Genomic DNA, 19,355 nt, shown 5'->3' with positions numbered 1-19,355 from the left:
AAAAAAAGCATCCCAAATGGGATGCTTTTTTATCACCTTATAGAGGTTGAGTTGTCATAGCCATTGTTTCTAGAACTTGTAAAATATCATCAGCAGATTGCAGACTTGAGAATACAGGAATATGGGTACTTAACGCTTGATCCTTTATTATAATTGCATCTTGACTAGCAGAATCGGATAAGCTAGTAACATTGATAACTAGACTAATTCGGTGCTGTGCTATTTTTTCTAAAAGACTATCGTTACCATTTTGAATTTTTTCAACAATTCCCGTAGTAATTCCCTCTTCTGCAAGAATATTAGCCGTCCCTTCAGTTGCTAGTAAAGTAAAGCCTAGTCTATGGAAACGAGCAGCAATTTTTATTGCTGCATTTTTATCGGAATCTTTTACAGAAATAAAGACTGTTCCATAACTTGGAATAATTAAATCACTTGCCTCATACCCCTTGTATAAAGCAAAAGGTAATCTTTTCGCACGTCCAATTACACTACCCGACGTTTTCATTAAAGAGTCAAAAGTATTTTCACCGTGATAGCGTAAATATGAAAATACAGGCATCTTTACGTGAATTAGTGAATTAGATGGCCAGACATCATTCTTTAAACCTAATTCTGGTAATTTTTTACCTAATAAAACTTCAGTAGTGATAGCGGCAATATCTTGATGAAGTGATTTACTTAAGAAAGCCACATTATGCCCAGAATAAATTTTAACCTGTAAAACATAAATTTGATCTTTAGCTATCAAAAAATGCAAATTTATCGGTCCACAAACGTGCATTTGACTAGCAATATTTACTGCAGCATCTCGTAAAAGACGTTGGTGAGTCGTACTTAAATTTTGCGGTTGATAAACTGCAATTGAATCAGATGCATGTGATCCAGTTTGTTCAAAGTGCTCAATAATTCCTGGTAAAGTTACATTTTCACCATCAGAAATAGCGGTAATCTCATATTTATGACCTTCAATAAATTTAGATATAGTCATTTTATCTAATTCATTTTCAGAAATATACTTTTTTAAAGCTGGTACATCAAATACCACCGCAGATTTTTGTTTTTTGGTGTTGCTAATACCACCAATTAAAACTGGAAAACCATATTGTTCAACAAATTGATCAATTTTATCGAGGTGAGATGTAGTAAGGGCTGGAACAGGATTTACGCCCGCATTTAAAATTAAATTAGTTACATTTCCTTCCAAAAGTTTTCCAATATTTGGTTGGCCAATAATTTTCAAACCATGCTTTAACAATTCTGAGCGATATTGATTAATTTGTTTACCAGAAAATTGAGTCATTACATACTCAATATTTTCTTTTTCAGCCACATCTAAAATATTTTCTAAAATTAGGGGTTCAAAATATACCCGATCACAAACATTATATGAGGCACTTATACTTTCGGGATTATTACTAATAATAACCGGGCTAATACCATTCTCTTTGAGTGTCTTGGCTGCATGATAAATCATATAATCAAATTCACCAGTCAATGAGACCTGAAAAGGTTTTAAACCTAAGATTAGACACTTTTTGTCATTATTAAGAGGTTTAATTTCATTTTCTACACCATAAGCTGAATAAACAGCATTAACTTTAGGTTCTTCAAGTCCAGCAGTACCATCAATACGAATATAGCTAGGTTTTATTTTCCATTCTTTTAATAAAGCTACAACTTCAGACTCAGTTTTATTAGCAAGATAAGAAATTAATTTATTAGAGAAACCATTACGTTTAGCTTTGAGTAATAAGTTTTCACTTAAAGTTTCAGCCTGTAACTTCTTCATTAAAATTATCATATGATTAAATTTTTGTAAGAATGCAGGATGAATATGTAAAGTTTGATGAAGTGTAGTGTAAGGAATATTTTTAGCAATTGCAGCAGCTAGGATAATAATATGATTCTCTAAAGGTTGTTCTAAATCTTTAATAATTTCTGTTTCACTTTTTGCATACTCTTGCTTAAACACACGTAAATTATTAGCGAAATTGGTTGTAGCCTGCAAAGCTTTCATAAAAGCTGCTTCAAAACTCCGCCCAATACCTAATGCAGTTCCTCCTGAAGTTGGCTTATTACTTAATTTGTAATGATTATAACCTGATTCAACAAATGACCAATAAGGAAGTTGGACGCTAAAGGCATCCTTTACAGGCTCAATAGCTGCATTCAACCCGGATTGTGGATCAATAATTTCATTCAGGTTATAGCCAAGAGCAATTTTAGCAGTAATATAGCCTACACTATATACCCCACTCCGATAAGCAATCAAACTAGTATGAGTTATACGAGGTTTAGCACTCAAAACTTTAAAATTAAAAGTTTCACCATCTTGCTTAACAGCAAAATGAACTGATAAGCAACCATGAATATTTAACACATTAGCCAACCGTTTCATATAGTTTCTAAGTTGCTGCATTTGATTATTGTTTCTAGTAATTACTGGCGAAACTAATAATGAATCTGCTGAATTAATTTTAACAGGTTCTAAACTTCCGGTATTATTGATGAAACAAAAATTCCCATTATTATCTCGAACAACATCTAAAATGATTTCTTCCCAATTAGATAGATCCTCATCCAGAACATAATTTCTAAAGTCAAAGTGATCCATCTCACGTTCTTGCTCAAAATATTTTTTTAAACTTTCCCAATTAGTAAAAGAACGATAAATATCACGACGATATTTTAATTTTTTGGTCAACAATAATGGATAATGAACCTTTTGAAAATCACCTTCTAAATCTTCATCTTTATCTAATAACCATTGCTGAGCAGTGGGAATAGCATGGCGTTCTAAAAAATCGTGAAATTTTGTATGGTCTTGCAACTCTAGTGCCAATTGGTTAATACTCAAAAGCTTGATTTTCATATCTTGTAAAATACCGTCATCAAGCAATTGTTTAGTCAATTTTAAGGCAGGTTTACCTCCACAAGCTGTAAAAATGGCATCTGGCTTCTCCATACGAATAATACGTTTTAGAAAAGTTAATGTCATAGGTTCTAGGAAAACCTTTAAATTTTTACGTTTGTCTGTTTGAACTGTAGCCGGATTAGGATTAATCAAAACCACCTGAAGATTTTCTTCTAAAAAAGCTTCTAGTGCTTGTTCACCCAAAATATCCATTTCAGAAACTTCACCAATAATTGTTGGTCCAGCACCGATTATCAAAACTTTATTAAATTCACTATGTAATGGCATAATTTACTCCATCATTTGCAAAAATTGATCATAAATACTTACCGCATCAAAATTTCCCGGTGAACCTTCAGGATTAAAAGCTGTGGCAATACATTTATCATTTTTTATTCTATAGCCAGCGATTAAATCCGACTTAAGATCATAATAAACATCAGAAAAATTGACTGTAATATTTTCCGGTAAAACTAATTGACTAATATTCATAGCAGTTTGCCAGATACGATGAGTCTGTTGTTCAATCACTGGAAAATTGCTCCCATTATAAGCTGGTTGTAGATTGAATAAGTCGAAGTCTAGATAATTACTTAAACTTAGAAAACCTAGTCCAATTACTAAAATTGGTAATTTACCATAAAATTTATCAAAGATTGGATTAAGATCTTTAGCTAATTCTTTAGCACTTCCTGGACCATTTGAAATAACTATTCCATCAGCACGAATGTTAATAATATCATAGATAGAAGCATTATATGGCAGAACGACACTATTTATTTTTCTTAAAGAAAGCTCACGTAATAACGAGTGCTTTAATCCTAAGTCAATAACTGCAACTGTTTTGCCAATATTAGGTGCTGCGTATGGATTAGATGTTGAAATTTGAGCAGTTTTATTTTTAGGTAAAACTAAGGCCCTAATTTGATCAAATGCATGTTCATCATCTGTATCCATAATAGATGCTTTGATTCGATGTTGGTTCTTCAATTTTTGGACAAGGGCCCGAGTATCGACACCATAAATTCCTGGAATCTTTTTTTCTTTTAAAAAGTCGTTCAAATCTTGGAAACTACTGCTATGAGAAATATGAAATGCAATATCATTAGCAATAATTCCTTTTACTGAAGGATTGATGGATTCATAATCAATAGCGCTGATTCCGCTAGCTCCAATCATCGGTGTGGTAAAGGTCAAAATTTTACCAAAATTAGCTGGATCAGAGATAGCCTCTTGATAACCAAAATTTGCAACCTGAATAGCAAGTTCACCTGTGGCAGTAGTTGCAGCACCAAAATCATGTCCACTAAAGGCTGTACCGTCTTCCAGAATTAAGTATCTTTTCATGAGAAATCACATTTTCTTATTTAGTCGTAAATTATCTAACTGTCTTTGGAAAATAGATGGAATTGGACAAGAAAATTCTAGCCATTCACCAGTAGTTGGTTGTTCAAAGCCAAGTGTTTCAGCATGTAGAAATTGACCGTTCCCTTTTAAAGTCTTTTTTGGTCCATATAAAGGATCCCCAGCTAAGGGATGTCCGATATATTTCATGTGAACTCTAATTTGATGAGTACGTCCAGTTTCAAGTATACATTTAACTAAACTATAATCTTTGAATTGCTCTAAAACTGTGAAATGTGTTATAGCAGCTTTACCATTTGGATTAATCGCCATCTGCTTCCGATTAACTGGATTTCTGCCAATTGGGGCATTAATTACTCCACTTTGTGTTTCAAAATTGCCATGTACTAATGCTAAATATTCACGCTTATTAGTTTTAGTCGCAAGTTGTCGCTCTAAACTTTCTCTTGCTTTATCATTTTTAGCCACCATTAAAAGACCTGAAGTATCTTTATCAATACGGTGAACAATTCCTGGGCGAAAACCTTCAGGGCTTTGAGCTAAATCACGAGTATGATAAAGCAAACCATTAACTAAGGTATGATTGGGATGCCCTGCTGCAGGATGAACTACCATCCCTTGTGGTTTATTGACAACAATAACATCCTTGTCTTCATAAACAATATCTAAATTTAAATCTTCAGGCTCTAAATTTAATGATTCTTTTTTAGGAATTTCGACATTGACCTCATCTTGAGGAGAAATTTTATATGACGGTTTTTCTTTTTTACTATTAACTAGAATTTTGCCATCATCGATTAATTCTTTTACCCTTGTACGGCTAAGCTCAGGAATCTGTTCAGAAATGTATTTATCCAAACGTCCTGTCTCATTTTCGACAAGTAAGTCATATTTTTTACTCATGATGTAGTTTGTTCCTTTTTATCTTCAAAAAATATCAAATAGATGAATACTAAGATAATTCCGACGGTAATTGCACTATCAGCAATATTAAAAATATTAAAGTTAATAAAGTCTAATTGAAACATATCAACTACATAATGTAATCGAATTCGATCAATAAAGTTGCCAATAATTCCACCTAGAACTAGTGCTAAACCAGTATCAAATAATTTACTTTTATATTTAGGATTAAAAAGATAGTAGAGAACTACTGCAATTGCAACTACAGTAATCACATAAAACAACCACATTTGACCGGAAAAAATATTCCATGCTGCTCCATTATTTCTTAAATAATTAAATGAAAGAATTCCTGGAATAACTGTCTTGGTTTGTCCGATTTCAAAATTATTATGTATATAATATTTCAACCATTGATCTAATGCCACAATAATTATTGAAATCAATAAGTAAAGTGCTTGTTTTGCTTTCTTCATTTTTTAGAATAAACCTGAAATCTTTCCGTTATTATCGACATCAATATCTAAGGCAGCAGGATGTTTAGGTAAGCCTGGCATATCTAAGATAGAACCAGTTGCCACAACAATAAAGCCTGCACCATTTTTAAGTGAAAGAGATTTTACATGTAAAGTAAAATCTTTAGGAGCGCCAAGTTGCTTTTTATCATCAGTAAATGAAGCCTGGGTCTTAGCAATAATCACTGGAAGTTTATCTTTAGCTAATTCTTTAATTTCTTGAAGTTGTTTTTCAGCTGCTTCTGAATATTCTACTTGATTTGCACCATAAATATTTTTAGCTATTTTTTCAATTTTTGTTTTCACAGAATCTTCAGTTTCATAAATTGGAGTGTAATTACTTTCTTTTTCAGTTAAAGCAACCAACTTTTTAGCTGCTTCAACTCCACCCTTTGAGCCTTCATCATGGTAAGAAACAACTTCACATTCAAATCCTTCATTTTCCACTAGTTCTTTTAGTTTAGCGATTTCAGCGGGAGTATCTGTTGCGAATTTATTAATTACAACCATTACAGGGATGCCATATTTTGCCATATTCTTCATATGACGATCTAAGTTAACAAATCCCTTTTCTAAGGCTGGAATATTTTCTTGTTCTAAATTATCAGTCTTCTTTTCAGTTTGGTACTTTAAAGCACGCACAGTTGCTACAACAGCTACAGCATCTGGTTTTTTCTCTAAATGTTTAGAAACAAAATCCATAAATTTCTGTCCACCTAAATCTGCACCAAAACCAGCTTCAGTTAATACGTAATCACTTAAATGAAGTGCTAAATTAGATGCAATGATTGAACTTGCACCATGAGCAATGTTGGCAAATGGTCCACCATGAACTAAGGCTGGAGTATGTTCAAGTGTTTGGACTAGATTTGGCTTTAAAGCATTTGATAGTAAAGCTGCAATTGCTCCTTCAAATCCCAATTGCTTAACAAAGACAGGATCGCCTCCACGAGTAAAACCAACTAGCATGTTACCAATTCTAGTCTTAAGATCATTAATGTCCTGAGCTAGGCACAAAATTGCCATTAATTCATTAGCTACAGTAATTGCAAAACTAGTTTGTCTTTCAATTCCGTTAATGCGAGAACCTTGACCGATTGTAACTTTTCTTAAAGTTCGATCATTTACGTCAACTCCACGCTTTAAAACAATTCTATCGGGATCAATATCTAAGGCATTATCTTGATAAATGTAGTTATCTACTAATGCTGCTAAGGTATCAATTGCACTGGTTAAGGCATGCATATCGCCAGTGAAGTGTAAATTGATATCTTCCATTGGAATAATTTGTGCATATCCCCCACCAGTAGCGCCACCTTTAAGACCAAAGACAGGTCCCATTGATGGTTCACGTAAAGCAATTAAAGTGTTTTTGTGAAGTTGATTATTGATTGCATCCCCTAAACCAATTGTAATTGTAGACTTACCCTCACCTGCAGGTGTAGGAGAAATAGAAGTTACTAAAATTAACTTACCTAACTTTCCATTTCTTCTAAACTTATTAATAGCCTCCCATTTGATTTTAGCTTTATCATTGCCATATAATTCAATGTCTTGACTAGTAAGATCCAATTTTTCAGCAATTTCATTAATGGGTTGAACTTCGGTTCTTTGAGCAATTTTAATATCTGATTCCATTAAATATTCTCCTTTTTCTTATTACTTTTGATACACATTACTAAGTAGTTATGATAGTTATCTTTTATTTCGTAGAAATTGAATATTTTCCATGAAGTACGTAGTTGAGGCTTCCCTATCTTACTAAGTGAGTGGTAGGGCAATTTAAATGAATACTGTCCTTCTTTGTCTTTGAAGTAAGAAAATACCCATGTATAAATTAACCAAACCACAAAAATTATACTTAAAGTTAAACAAGGTAGACTCAAAGAATTGTCTTTTTCATAGCCAAACACAACTGCTACAAAAATTAAGCTCAGTAACCAAGAATAATAAATAACTCCTGGTACGCCTAAAAAGATAAAATGTTTTTTCATTAGAATTTAGGTCCCACCTTATTTCTGATTTACATCTCATTATAACAAAAAATATAGATGACTGTTTTTTATTACTGGTTTTTGTTTTAAAATATAATGTATATAAATACAAAAAAACATACTTAATAAATGGAGGCCTTCTATTGATGAAGATTGGTGTCTTAACAGATAGCTCAGCATATTTAACTAAAGAACAATGCGAAAAATATAATATTGGAGTAATTCCTATTCCTATTATTTGGAATAAAAAGACTTATCGTGATTTAATTGATATTGGATTTCATGAATTTTATGAAAAATTAAACACTTCTGAAGAATTACCAACTACTTCTCAGCCTTCAATTGGTGATGTTCAAAAATATGTTGACCGCTATGTTGAAGAAGGATACACCGATTTAATTGTTGTTACTATCTCTAGTGGCCTTTCAAGCTTTTATAGTAATGTTGTAAGTGTGGCAAATGAAGAAAAACGTATCAACATCCATCCTTTTGATTGTAAGATTACTTGTGCTGGCCAAGCTAATGCTAGCTTACTTGCTGCTAAGTTAATTCAATCAGGAGCCGATATTGATTTAATTATGCACGATTTAAAAGACTTGCGTAACACCACTGATGTACGTTTTGTAGTTGATAATTTAAAACACTTAAAGCGTACGGGTCGTCTATCTAATGCGGCAAGTTTTGTAGGTACTTTACTAAAAATTACACCTATTCTCTCGATGGATGTTCAAGGCGAGGGTCATATTTCTGCTATTGCTAAAGAAAGAAAATATAAACGTGCTTACAACCATATTCAAAATGATTTTGCAAAATTGACTGAAGGACTATCTTATCCAGTCCAAGCTACTATTTTCCATGCCGATGATTTAGAAAGAGAAAATGAATGGCTAACTGACTATAAAGATAAATTTTCAAAGATAACTTTTTATTCAAGCATTATTGGACCAGTAGTCGGGGTGCACGTTGGACAGCATACAATTGCGATGATTTGGTGTCGTGATGTCAATTCTTACTTTGATAAAGATGGCAAGCCACTACCAGCAAATAAAATACATTCAGAACCACTTAACGACTAGTGATTAAATTATAGGACCTTGTGAGGTCCTTTTTATTTTTAATTTGTTAAAATACACTTATAAGCATCGTGTGTGAATATGAAAAGGAAAATTCAATGAACAAAAAATGGATTATTTCTAGCTTAACTAGTGCGGCGCTCTTAACTGGAGGCCTTTTTTCTCAAAAAACTACCCCTCTCCAAGCAGCAACCAAAACTTTAACTATTAAGCAAAAAACTCCCTTGTATACTACCAATGGTAAAAAGACTGGTGAATATGTGGCTGCTAAGACAGTATTTACTTACAGTTCTAGTAAAAAAATTAAAATTGGTCAAAAATATTATCTTGCTTACTACCTTCCTAAAAAGAAAGCATGGGTTTTAAAAGCTAATGTAACCTTAAATAAAGCGACCTCAAAGAAGGTTTATCGTAAGTCTAGTTTAACCTTACCTACTGGCTATACTCGTAGTGCTTTACTGGCAGCTTTTAAAGGTAATCCTTCTAAAAGTTTTAAAAAATCTTGTGTTGAAGGGATGAATGATAACAGCTTTTCACGCATCGCAAATCTGTCCGAAAGCAAAAAAGATGATACAACTAAAGTAAATTTAAACAAATTAACTAGCGAACAAAAAAGGGAGCTTTCTGAATATATTTTAAGATTAATTAATCAAGCTCGAACTCAACTTGGGTTACCCGCTTGGAAATATAGTTCAAGCGCTCAAGCCTTAGCTAATGATATTGCTAGTGAATATGTTAAAGGTAATTGGAGTATTTCAGATCAACGAGGTCACTATGTTGCTGGAATTACTAAAGCTTGTAAGAAAAATGGATTTTCTGGCCCCTTGATTGAAGATAATTACGTTGAAAATATGGCTGGATTTCTATCTACTAAAAACACCCTTACTATTACCCAGATAAAAAAAGATATTTATTTCAGCTTAAAGCAAATGATTTTTGGTTATGCTGGTAGTAGTGAAAGTGAGCGCAACAACCCCAGTAAGTATATAGAGTGGCAACATGCGGCTTCTATTTTTAATACCCAAGGTTCAAGTCATGATGGGGATTGGGATTATTTTGCCTTTAGTATTTCTAATAAAGGTAAAGCATATAGCTTACATTTTATTTGTATCCCTAGCTTTGCTGTAAAACAATATCATCAGGGAACTTGGAAGTAGTTAGTTACCATATAAAAAAGCAGCACTTAATGTGCTGCTTTTTGTTTTTTAAAAATGCAAATTAAATAAACTTACAATAACAAAGGTCATCCCACTAGCAATTACTGGACCAGCTGCGACACCTTTAAAGGCCACTACCCCAATAATTGTTCCTAAAACTAATGCTACCGTAACTTGAGGGACTGCTGCTAACTGGTTTACACCATAGCGGGATAAAATTGCTACCGCAATTCCCGCAGCAATCGCAATCCAACCTGCTGGGGTTTTAAATGTATGCCACAAATCTTTAAAACCAATTTGACCTGTAGCAATAGGAATCAAAATTGCTACTGAGATAACTGTTACACCCCAATTAATTCCTTTGGCCTGAATGATTGGTAACCACTTTGTAGTAAAAGGCAGTAGTTTTAATCCCATTACTACTAGGGTTGCAATAATTAGAGACATATTCTTTCCTATTAAAGCAACAACCAAAACTAGCCCTAAGAATAGCCAACTTTCCATATTTCCTCCATTAACTACCTATTATTTTTGATTAGCCCAGTATTGGTAGTAGTCAGTTCGTAAGTTACCATTGAAGAACTTACGTTTTTTAGTGGCTTTTTCACCAAAGTACTTTTCAAATTGAGAATCGGAAGTTAAATAGTACTGACTAAAGCTAGTAAGTGGGCGCAAAGTTTGTCCCATTTCTTCATAAATCTTTTCGGCAGCTTGTCGATCCTTTAAACGTTTACCATATGGTGGATTAGCAACAATTACCCCATTTTCTAAATCAGTTGTAAAATCTTTTACAGCTACTTGTTTAAAGCGAATATCTTGTAAGACGCCGGCATTATGAGCATTGACCTTGGCAATTTCTAAAATAGATTGGTCAATATCACTTGCCCAGATTGGTGCATGATCAGTAATAATTTCACTCTTAGCTTTTTCGATCATCTCTGGGTGGAGCTTTTTATCAAACCAATCAAAGTCATCAAAAGCAAATCTACGCCACATTCCAGGAGCTACATGTTTAGCAATTAAAGCTGCTTCAATTGCTATTGTCCCTGAACCTGTCATTGGGTCGATGAAGGGATGGCTTCCATCAAATGGGGTTAATTCAATTAAACCTGCTGCAAAGTTTTCCTTAAGAGGTGCTCCACCATGTTCTACACGATAACCACGTTTAAATAAACTTTGACCTGTGGTATCTAAACTTAGACGAACCATATCTTTATAAATATGCACATCTAGTGGATATTCTGATCCACTTTCTGGCAAAAAGCCACGACGACGATACTGATCAGTCATTTTATCAACGATAGCCTTTTTAACGATTGATTGAACATCTGGTTCTGAATGTAATTTACTACGTACACTACGTCCTTTTACAGGAAAACGGGCATCTACTGGCAAAAGAAGTGCCCAATCGTAAGCGTAAGTTTCATTATAGAGAGTATCAAAATCAGTCGCCTTGAATTCTTTTAGTAAAATTTTTACTCGATCGGCACTACGTAACCAAAGATTCGTTTTAACAATATCTTCTTGTGTACCTTCAAAGAAAACACGACCATTTTCTGTTTGAGTTTCATATCCTAAATTTTGTAATTCCTTGGCTACAACACTTTCAAAGCCTGCGCCCATAGTAGCATATAAACGATATTTTTCCATAATTTAAAAACCTTTTACTCCATAAAAAAAGGTTGAGACAATGCTCAACCTACCACACAAGTTTCTATAAGCCACGTTTTGTTCCAACAAGACTTGGCTGATCTTGTTTTCAGCAACCATCTATCTTCATAAAATGACCTTGTCTTTAGTTCAATTCCATAGACAAGACGCCCCTACCAAATTTGGGTTGCCCACTTGCAGGGTTTACCTCGTTCCACCAATAAGATTTCTCCTATTGCTACGTCACTGTGGCACTTTTCAGGATAGTCACGCATGTCCAAAATGGATTTAGCGCTTTTTCCGCCGTGATCTTACGATCCCCCAGCTTATTGGGCTGAGTACAAACACTACGAGCATCGCAGCTCGTGTGGGCGTGGACTTTCCTCAGCTAGCATAAAGCTAACCGCGATTGCTCAAAACCTGTAGTACCATTATAACATAACTTCTTTTGATTTATTCAAAACTATTTCTATTATTTGGTATTTTTATTTTTAATCCAAGATAGATTAGGTTTGGACATTGTTAAGACTTCTCGCAATAATTTATTCTTATTCTCTGCATCTTCAATCTGAAGTACCGTATTAATTCCCAAAGTTATAGATATTTTTTGATATGCTAATGAATAATCATTGGGAAGTAAAGTTTTGATAAAAGCCTGGATTTCTTTTAATTCATCTTTTATAGCAGAATTTAGTTTAAATTGACCAATGTATAAGTTAGATACAAATCTGTTTACTACATTCAAATAAACACCTATTACGTATTTATTTAAATTATTACTTGTATACTTTCGACTAGCTTTAACTACCTGTAAAAATTCTTCTTCATTTAATAAGCCACTGAAAGCTACAGCTTGTCTCATTGAATGAATATTTATCGGATTATTCAAAATTTTCTTCTTTTTTTGTTGTAAAAGAAGCGTATCTTCCTTATCTAAATCAGGTATTATTTCTTTATGATATATGTATAGATACAATATTGTAGCCAGATAATGGGAAGCACTAATTTTTATCTTCTGTGCTTTTAATTGTTTATAGAAGTTCTTAAAATTTTCAACAGTGATATCTTTTTGAATATTATTCATATACTTACTGTCTAATATTCCATCATTTAGTACATCAAGCATATTCAGGGGAAGATAATTTTTATTAATTATTTTAAAAAATATATCAGCATCTACCTGATGCACTCCCCGCTCAATTTTTGAATAATATGATTCACTTATAATTCCTTCACACACTTCTTGTTGAGAAATACCAGCGATTTCTCGTGCAGTTTTTAAAATTTGATTTGCTTTCATTTTATTATTTTATATATCCAAAATAAGGGTTATCTTCAATTTTATCTGATTCATTTGCAAGAATTAAACCGATTAATTTCTCTGCTTGGGATATTTTTTCATAAGTTTGACTATCTTGATTAATTAAAGCATTAATTTTCTTGGCCTTAATTCCAAATCCAAATAATGAGCCAAAATCTGCTTCCATAAGTATATCATCAATTAATTTTAATGGTTGTGCGAAGGAATCCTTTGACGAATGCCGTTTTAAAAGTATCTCACAGTATACAAGCAACGCTTCAACATATACCTCTAAAAAAGTAAGGGATCTTTTTTGTCCCTTTTGGTAATTTTTCCATATTTTTACTAAATAAAAATTACTTTCATTACTTTCTAAAAACGGTAAAAGCATTCTTAATTGATTCAAACTACTCAAATTCCATACTTCAATTGAACGCAAAGTCATAATTTGCTTATTAATATATGACTTCATATTATTACTTACTTTATCAATATCAACTTGTTGTAATGAAAGAAGAGCAAGATTTGCAGTATTCAATAACTGCTTATTTGTAAAATTATTCTTAATTTCGTTCGTAAGTTCCTTTAACGCTTTTAAATTTTTTGAAAGAAAAGCTAGATTAATTTCAAGATATAATTGCCCTTCTTCTCCATTACTATTAAACAATAGTTCATATAAAAAGGTTTTAACATCTATTATTGAAGAATTTCTACCTAGAATTTCATATAGTGTATCGATATCTATTTTATGGATACCTCGTTCGATTTTTGAATATGCAGAAACAGATAGTACTCCTTCACACATTTCAGATTGGGATAATCCCGCTTCTTTTCTAATGCCTTTTAAAATTTCTCCAATAGTCTTATTCATAAATCCCTCTAATTAAAGTTAATTTATTAGTGTAATATATTATATTACTTTACAGGTAATAATACTAATGAAAGCACCAAAAGCACTATATAGAAAAAATCGCTAGAACTTTTAACTATTCTAGCGATTTTTTTCTTATTTTTTCATTTGTTTGGCCAAACTCTTACTAGGGTAATAAGTACCATGTACCTTCCAACCAGCAAAAGTAATAGTGTAAGTTAATACCCGATATTTGTGACCATTAATCTTTTTGATACCAGATCTAAAGCACCCATCTCCAATATTAGCAAGCCATGGAATAAAAAAGATATATTTTTTACCATTAATTTTTACATACTGAGCGCCCATTAAATTACCTACGCTATTCATCATCTTATTCTTTTTCTTACCGCTATGAGTTTGAGCATAGTAACTGGCTTTATTTCTTGCTTTCATAGAAGAAATTTTATAGACTGTTTGCCCATTAAAAGTATGGGTTGTCATTTTTACTGTCCTCCCTAGACCACTATCATAACTGTACCAAGTACCACGGTAAGCTTTAGGAATAGTAAATTTTGCTCCTCTACCATAAGCTGCAGCTTCCACTTGATGATTACTGTGCATCCCTAAAAATAAGAATACCACACTGAACACATTTAAAAATAATATAATTTTCTTTGTTAATTTATTCATTCTTATCTTCTTCAATTATTTACCTTTTAATATAGAATCACCAAATTAATTTTGATAATTTAAATCAGCAAACTTTTCATCTTTATATTGTTTAGCCAACTCTGGTGATTTCCAATATACACTACTTGTATAAAGACCAGCACCGTATGCACCAATAATTACTGGTTGTCCTTTTTCAGTATGATAGCCGTAATAACTACCGTCTCCTGCACCTTGGAAATAACCTCTAACATTGATATATTTAATACCATTACTATTTATAAATAGTGCACGACCATAGTCTTTAGCAGCAACTACTTGTTTTTCACTTGGAATAGTTGGTAACTTATCAATATTTACTTTATGTAATTCTGTAGAACCGTACTCTGTAATGATTTTTGAGCCCTCAAAAGTAATTTCTTCTTTCTTTCCTTCACTATCATATCCATACCAAGTTCCTTGGTATTCACTTGGAATTTGGAAAAGTCCTTCATCACCTGGAAGATTAGTTTTTGATTCTTTACTAGTATCTTGAGATTGATCATTTTTAGTTGAAGTTGAAGATTCATTTGAAGAACTTGATTGACTACTTGAAGTAGAATTTTGATTTGTAGAAGTTGTTACTTCTTGAGATGATGATTGTTCATCTTCAGTTGCTGTTGAAGAACTATTTTCTTCTGATGTGGAAGAACTACTTTCTTTAGTTAGAGATGATTGTTTTTCTGACGTACTAGTAGATGTTTGAGAAGAACGACTAGGACTTACTTGATTTTTATTTTGACAAGCTGTAGCTCCTAGACTTAATAGTACTAAACCACTAAATAAAATTAATTTTTTAGACATTTTATTAATCCTTTGTTTTTTATTCATTTTTGTTCGATAGATAATATTATTTTTAACATCTATTACTTTATTACTACAAATAACGTTAGTCTTAAAATTTGCCAAATTGAAACAATACATTCGTTATAAAAATTAGTTTATTTAAATCAAATGTAATTGATATATTATGGGGCATAAGATTTATCTTAGATTTCACTATTAGTATAAATAATATAAAAAAGATAAAAGCCAAGTATTGTTCTACTCAGCTTCTATCTTTTTTATTAGAATTTGGTGATATTAATAGTACACTTCTTACTTTAGAATCTTTAAAAGATAACCATTTTTCATACTACTCATCTTCATAATCAGAAAATGGAGTATAGGAAGCAATACTACTAATTGGAATATGGATAGAAGCAGAATCTTCTGGCACAAAAGTATAAATGCTATAATTACCGTAACTATTAAAAGTTATGTCAGGATCTTCGATTTCGATTGTATCACCTGCACTATATGATATCTTTCCGTCATCTGATTTCACTGGACTGCTTAAAGTTACTTTAGCCCCTCTATAGTTATCATCGTAAACATATTTGTTTACTAAATTCTTATATTCTGAAGATTCTTTATAAGTGTTGTAGGAGGTACTGAAAGTGAAATCAGCAGCAGGAATCATACCTGAACCATCAGGTCCTATAACTTCTATATAATATTTACCATCCTTATCTTTATATACGTCTGCATAACTATGATATTCAGAATAAATACCATCATTATCAGTAGGATCAGGTAGAATATAGAAATCTCCTTTAGCTATAGAAGTGGTAGTATCGTCGTCATTATATTCTTTGGTATCACGAATAGCTACTAATGCGCCTTTATGAGCATTATCAATCCAACTTTGATATTTTTTTGTCATAGCATCAGATGTATTATTAGTATTTATACTGGTTTTAGTATTAGTTTTATTATCGGTTTTAGTAGCGCTTTGTTTCTTAAAATTGCCAACAACTATATACTCACCTGGCGCAATTCTATACATTAACTTCCCATTAATAGTATAAGCACTGCCATAAGTAGTTACTGCTTTACCTTTCTTAATACTAGAGGCAGCTTTTTTCTTACCCTTTGAAGTGTAAACGTAAGCATTATGAGTTAGTGTACGCTTAGTACCATCAATAGATCCAACTTTAATGTATTCATTTTTACCTGAAATCTTGTAAAACTTAGAACCGTTAATGGTAACTTTCTTACTTACTTTGACAGATTGGTAAGATTTTGCCATCTTTTTCTTACCATTTGCGCTCTTAACGATAGTCTTACCATCTTTTTTATAGTAGTAAGTGTTGTGCATTACTTTCTTTTTAGTAGTTGCAGCTTGAACTATTGAAGTTGTATCTTGAGTTGAGACTAATGTAACACCTGCTGAAATTAAAGTTAAAGCAGTGGCACTAGCAAAAACAAACTTTTTAATTTTCATATATACTCCCTTAATTAAATATTATTTTTAACAGGCATAACTTTACCCTTAAAAATAACATTTGTCTCAAAATCTGCCAAAGTAAAATAATACATCAGTTATTTAAGTCAATTTATATAAAATTGTTATCATAAAAAGCCAACTCATTAGTTTGAGTTAGCTTTTTATGATAGAGTATTATTTTCTTAGATACTTAACTAATGATAGAGATAATAGTTTTGAACTGCATCTAAATCTTTTTTATAGTCAGTATCACTTTCATGTAGTACTTTTGTGATATCTGTATCATAAGTTACTTTTTTAAAGAGTCCACGTTTAGTTAATTCTCGTTCGGTGCCTAATAAACTATACATACCTCCATTAATTCCATTGGCTTTTTGTTCTTTATATTCGCCTGTTTGAGGAACCAAAGCATCTAAGCCACCATCATCTAAATTGTTGGTATAGTCCTCTGGTGGAATCCATTTGCTTAAAGAAACATCACGAATATCTATACTAGTCCCTTCATCATCCCCACCTTCATCGATTTCCATGTTTTCAAGCCATTGTTTATATTTTGTGAAATGAGTAAGATAGATTGAACTACCTTTAGGAAAATTAATTTCTCCATGAAATACTCCGGTTTCATACCAGTCATAACTCATATCATAATAAATAGTTGTATCTTTAAGTGCCGTTATTTTATAGCCTTCAGCATCATCAAGACCTTTTAATTTTTCGCTCCAANTTTTTTTATAATCATTCTTCGAACTATTAGTTTTAGTAGCTTTTTTTGTAGTTTTACTTTTAGTGGATTTTGTCTTACTTTTATCGATTCCACTTAAATTACTCAATTTTACAAATTGATTTTTACCAATTTGAGCGTAGGTCTTTCCTTTAATCTTAACAATTTTTATTACTTTGGCAGTTTTATTTTTCTTTAAAACTGATTTTTTAACTCGTTTTCTCTTGCTATTATAAATGTAGGCATTATGTGTTAACTTGGCAGTTTTGCCAGCTGTAACTTGGGCTGCATTCACAATAGTATTATTTAAGACGCTAGTGCTTAATCCAATTGTAAGTAAACTAATTCCAGCTAGTGTTAGAACCTTCCTTTTCATTCTTTTTTCTCTCCCAAATTAAACAATCTCACCAGTCTTACTTCCAAGAAAGTCCCCCATATACTAACTTTGTCTTGTATTTTTNATTATATTTAGTAATCGACTTCTTTTCAGTTGATTCTATTTTGTTAAAGTTTAAGAAACCTTTCCCAGTACCACCTTTTACAAATTTAGATTTATCACTTGCTCTGATAAACATATAATGTCCATTTTCTAATAAAATTTCAATGTATTTTCCACCATACATCGTCACTTTTTTACCTTGTACATTTAATGTTGTTTTCCCTTTAAGTTTAACTATTTTATTGAAATTATCACATTTATTTATTGTATATGGTTTTAGATAATCGAAAAATCCAACTACGCTTCCTTTCTTTAAAGTCATTGCCGCTCCAGGTAATATGACACGATTGGATCCATTATCTGCTTTATTATCAGTAGATACTACCCAGTATAATTTTATATCAGACTTTGCACGATAAAGAGTAGGTTTCTTTAATGAAAGAGGATTATAATAGAAAATTTTTCCCGTATCATCTTTTTCATAATAATATTTTTTACCATTAGTTTTAGTATATCCATCAATTTGCGCAATCCGTATATCAGGAGTATCATCATAATAATCATCAGGCTTAAGGAAAGTTGCAGGTGAAGTAAAAGTACCTATTCTATTCAAATTAATAGTTTTTTTATGGTATGGACCCCATAGGTACTGTATATGTGAGGTCTTATATTTAACTAACTTACTTTTTGTTGCAGCTTCTACTACGTTTCCTTTTGTAAAATTCATAGTTCCACTAGTAGCAGTAGCAATACCTAGTAAAGCCATCGCTACTAATCCTAAATACTTCTTTTTCATTTTTTCTCTCCCAAATTAATATCACTTTTAACAGTTATTACTTTACTCTTAAAAATAACATCAATCTGTAAATCTGCCAATTTAAAATAATACATATGTTATATATGGAAAAATAAGCCAAATAAGGAATCAAATTTCAAATAATCTAGAATCTGCAGACGATATAATTCTTTCATTTTGGCTAAGGGATATTTTTTTACGATCCAAATTAGTAAGTAAGACTTTCTACAATCATGACTACTATTATTAATTCTTACCTTGTATATTATTAATAATAGTTTTGAAAGTTCTAGAAGCATCAAGCTTACTGATGTGCGGTAATGCGTGAAAATAAGAAATAAACTTAGGGAGACCAGTATTATAATAGGTATTGAATCTAAACATTTTAATATGTGTTCATAGTGATATTGTTCTTTCCAGACAATTAAAAGATTAACTAAAAGGAGGAAGTTACGACTTCCTCCTTTCTTTTTATTTAGAAAACAAAAAAGAACCGAATCATATAATTCGGTTCTAAAAATAAGATATTTTTTAATGAGAAATTGGTATTGGTCATACGCCTGATAGCCATTAATTCATGATTATTATGTTCTTTAGCTACAGTTCTAGAGCAACTTTTGCATTATAAACTGAAACTTTAGTGGGTTGTACATTTAGAATATAACCATCGTCAACTAACCAATGAGTGTACTTTAAAT

16 protein-coding genes and 1 other RNA gene are annotated in these 19,355 nt (G+C 31.9%); 2 read left to right on the top strand and 15 right to left on the bottom strand.

All coding sequences use genetic code 11. The features are described from left to right. Nucleotides 1–37: 37 nt before the first annotated feature. Genes HDR40_RS03690 through HDR40_RS03665 form a run of 6 tightly spaced genes read right to left on the bottom strand, consistent with a single transcriptional unit; the run spans nucleotide 38 to nucleotide 7,691 of the window. Nucleotides 38–3,202, bottom strand: coding sequence for a carbamoyl phosphate synthase large subunit (locus HDR40_RS03690; RefSeq protein ID WP_290626621.1), 3,165 nt, complete (start codon nucleotides 3,200–3,202; stop codon nucleotides 38–40). A gap of 3 nt (nucleotides 3,203–3,205) precedes the next feature. Further along, nucleotides 3,206–4,261: a carbamoyl phosphate synthase small subunit gene (locus HDR40_RS03685; protein WP_290626619.1), complete on the bottom strand. Its 1,056-nt coding sequence runs from the start codon at nucleotides 4,259–4,261 to the stop codon at nucleotides 3,206–3,208. 6 nt (nucleotides 4,262–4,267) lie between these two features. Continuing rightward, complete coding sequence (locus HDR40_RS03680) at nucleotides 4,268–5,182, bottom strand: RluA family pseudouridine synthase (RefSeq protein WP_290626617.1); 915 nt, start codon at nucleotides 5,180–5,182, stop codon at nucleotides 4,268–4,270. Then, nucleotides 5,179–5,658: a signal peptidase II gene (lspA, locus tag HDR40_RS03675; protein WP_290626615.1), complete on the bottom strand. Its 480-nt coding sequence runs from the start codon at nucleotides 5,656–5,658 to the stop codon at nucleotides 5,179–5,181. The genes HDR40_RS03680 and lspA overlap by 4 nt, the downstream gene beginning before the upstream one ends. Before the next feature lie 3 nt (nucleotides 5,659–5,661). Continuing rightward, complete coding sequence (locus HDR40_RS03670) at nucleotides 5,662–7,335, bottom strand: formate--tetrahydrofolate ligase (RefSeq protein WP_290626613.1); 1,674 nt, start codon at nucleotides 7,333–7,335, stop codon at nucleotides 5,662–5,664. Further along, on the bottom strand, nucleotides 7,335–7,691 hold the full coding sequence (locus tag HDR40_RS03665) for a hypothetical protein (protein ID WP_290626611.1): 357 nt from the start codon (nucleotides 7,689–7,691) through the stop codon (nucleotides 7,335–7,337). Before HDR40_RS03665 ends, HDR40_RS03670 begins: the two co-directional genes overlap by 1 nt. Nucleotides 7,692–7,837: 146 nt before the next feature. Here HDR40_RS03665 and HDR40_RS03660 point away from each other — a divergent pair, with 146 nt between their 5' ends. Beyond that, complete coding sequence (locus tag HDR40_RS03660) at nucleotides 7,838–8,767, top strand: DegV family protein (protein ID WP_290626751.1); 930 nt, start codon at nucleotides 7,838–7,840, stop codon at nucleotides 8,765–8,767. Between the two features lie 95 nt (nucleotides 8,768–8,862). Beyond that, complete coding sequence (locus HDR40_RS03655; protein ID WP_290626609.1) at nucleotides 8,863–9,921, top strand: SEC10/PgrA surface exclusion domain-containing protein; 1,059 nt, start codon at nucleotides 8,863–8,865, stop codon at nucleotides 9,919–9,921. A 48-nt stretch (nucleotides 9,922–9,969) separates the two neighbouring features. On the opposite strand, the gene HDR40_RS03650 is transcribed toward HDR40_RS03655, so the two are convergent. The 9 genes from HDR40_RS03650 to HDR40_RS03610 all read right to left on the bottom strand — a co-directional run bounded on the left by HDR40_RS03650 (nucleotide 9,970) and on the right by HDR40_RS03610 (nucleotide 17,798). Further along, nucleotides 9,970–10,425 carry a DUF441 domain-containing protein gene (locus HDR40_RS03650; protein ID WP_290626608.1) on the bottom strand — a complete coding sequence of 152 codons (456 nt, stop codon included), beginning with the start codon at nucleotides 10,423–10,425 and terminating at the stop codon, nucleotides 9,970–9,972. Nucleotides 10,426–10,446: 21 nt separating this feature from the next. After that, nucleotides 10,447–11,571 (bottom strand): class I SAM-dependent RNA methyltransferase, encoded by a 1,125-nt coding sequence (locus HDR40_RS03645; RefSeq protein ID WP_290626607.1) that lies wholly within the window; start codon nucleotides 11,569–11,571, stop codon nucleotides 10,447–10,449. Between the two features lie 62 nt (nucleotides 11,572–11,633). Then, nucleotides 11,634–11,992: RNase P RNA component class B (gene rnpB / locus HDR40_RS03640), an RNA gene on the bottom strand. 51 nt (nucleotides 11,993–12,043) lie between these two features. Beyond that, nucleotides 12,044–12,871, bottom strand: coding sequence for a helix-turn-helix transcriptional regulator (locus HDR40_RS03635; RefSeq protein ID WP_290626605.1), 828 nt, complete (start codon nucleotides 12,869–12,871; stop codon nucleotides 12,044–12,046). A 4-nt stretch (nucleotides 12,872–12,875) separates the two neighbouring features. Then, complete coding sequence (locus tag HDR40_RS03630; RefSeq protein ID WP_290626603.1) at nucleotides 12,876–13,742, bottom strand: helix-turn-helix transcriptional regulator; 867 nt, start codon at nucleotides 13,740–13,742, stop codon at nucleotides 12,876–12,878. Between the two features lie 135 nt (nucleotides 13,743–13,877). Continuing rightward, nucleotides 13,878–14,414 carry a hypothetical protein gene (locus tag HDR40_RS03625; protein WP_290626601.1) on the bottom strand — a complete coding sequence of 179 codons (537 nt, stop codon included), beginning with the start codon at nucleotides 14,412–14,414 and terminating at the stop codon, nucleotides 13,878–13,880. A gap of 45 nt (nucleotides 14,415–14,459) precedes the next feature. Then, entirely contained in the window at nucleotides 14,460–15,236 is a 777-nt protein-coding gene (locus HDR40_RS03620; protein ID WP_290626599.1) for a hypothetical protein, read from the bottom strand. Nucleotides 15,237–15,567: 331 nt separating this feature from the next. Beyond that, nucleotides 15,568–16,698: an SLAP domain-containing protein gene (locus tag HDR40_RS03615; protein ID WP_290626597.1), complete on the bottom strand. Its 1,131-nt coding sequence runs from the start codon at nucleotides 16,696–16,698 to the stop codon at nucleotides 15,568–15,570. A gap of 197 nt (nucleotides 16,699–16,895) precedes the next feature. Next, nucleotides 16,896–17,798, bottom strand: a complete 903-nt coding sequence (locus HDR40_RS03610) for an SLAP domain-containing protein (protein WP_290626595.1) — start codon at nucleotides 17,796–17,798, stop codon at nucleotides 16,896–16,898. Nucleotides 17,799–19,355 lie beyond the last annotated feature (1,557 nt).

The sequence above is a fragment of the Lactobacillus sp. genome (genome assembly GCF_014803895.1).
Note: the sequence above shows the minus strand (reverse complement) of the source record. Positions and strands in the feature narration are given on the sequence as shown.

Bases quoted from the DNA above. Each gene is read 5' to 3' on its own strand.
- HDR40_RS03690 (WP_290626621.1), bottom strand. From the start codon at position 3,202: ATGCCATTACATAGTGAATTTAATAAAGTTTTGATAATCGGTGCTGGA.
- HDR40_RS03685 (WP_290626619.1), bottom strand. From the start codon at position 4,261: ATGAAAAGATACTTAATTCTGGAAGACGGTACAGCCTTTAGTGGACAT.
- HDR40_RS03680 (WP_290626617.1), bottom strand. From the start codon at position 5,182: ATGAGTAAAAAATATGACTTACTTGTCGAAAATGAGACAGGACGTTTG.
- lspA (WP_290626615.1), bottom strand. From the start codon at position 5,658: ATGAAGAAAGCAAAACAAGCACTTTACTTATTGATTTCAATAATTATT.
- HDR40_RS03670 (WP_290626613.1), bottom strand. From the start codon at position 7,335: ATGGAATCAGATATTAAAATTGCTCAAAGAACCGAAGTTCAACCCATT.
- HDR40_RS03665 (WP_290626611.1), bottom strand. From the start codon at position 7,691: ATGAAAAAACATTTTATCTTTTTAGGCGTACCAGGAGTTATTTATTAT.
- HDR40_RS03660 (WP_290626751.1), top strand. From the start codon at position 7,838: ATGAAGATTGGTGTCTTAACAGATAGCTCAGCATATTTAACTAAAGAA.
- HDR40_RS03655 (WP_290626609.1), top strand. From the start codon at position 8,863: ATGAACAAAAAATGGATTATTTCTAGCTTAACTAGTGCGGCGCTCTTA.
- HDR40_RS03650 (WP_290626608.1), bottom strand. From the start codon at position 10,425: ATGGAAAGTTGGCTATTCTTAGGGCTAGTTTTGGTTGTTGCTTTAATA.
- HDR40_RS03645 (WP_290626607.1), bottom strand. From the start codon at position 11,571: ATGGAAAAATATCGTTTATATGCTACTATGGGCGCAGGCTTTGAAAGT.
- HDR40_RS03635 (WP_290626605.1), bottom strand. From the start codon at position 12,871: ATGAAAGCAAATCAAATTTTAAAAACTGCACGAGAAATCGCTGGTATT.
- HDR40_RS03630 (WP_290626603.1), bottom strand. From the start codon at position 13,742: ATGAATAAGACTATTGGAGAAATTTTAAAAGGCATTAGAAAAGAAGCG.
- HDR40_RS03625 (WP_290626601.1), bottom strand. From the start codon at position 14,414: ATGAATAAATTAACAAAGAAAATTATATTATTTTTAAATGTGTTCAGT.
- HDR40_RS03620 (WP_290626599.1), bottom strand. From the start codon at position 15,236: ATGTCTAAAAAATTAATTTTATTTAGTGGTTTAGTACTATTAAGTCTA.
- HDR40_RS03615 (WP_290626597.1), bottom strand. From the start codon at position 16,698: ATGAAAATTAAAAAGTTTGTTTTTGCTAGTGCCACTGCTTTAACTTTA.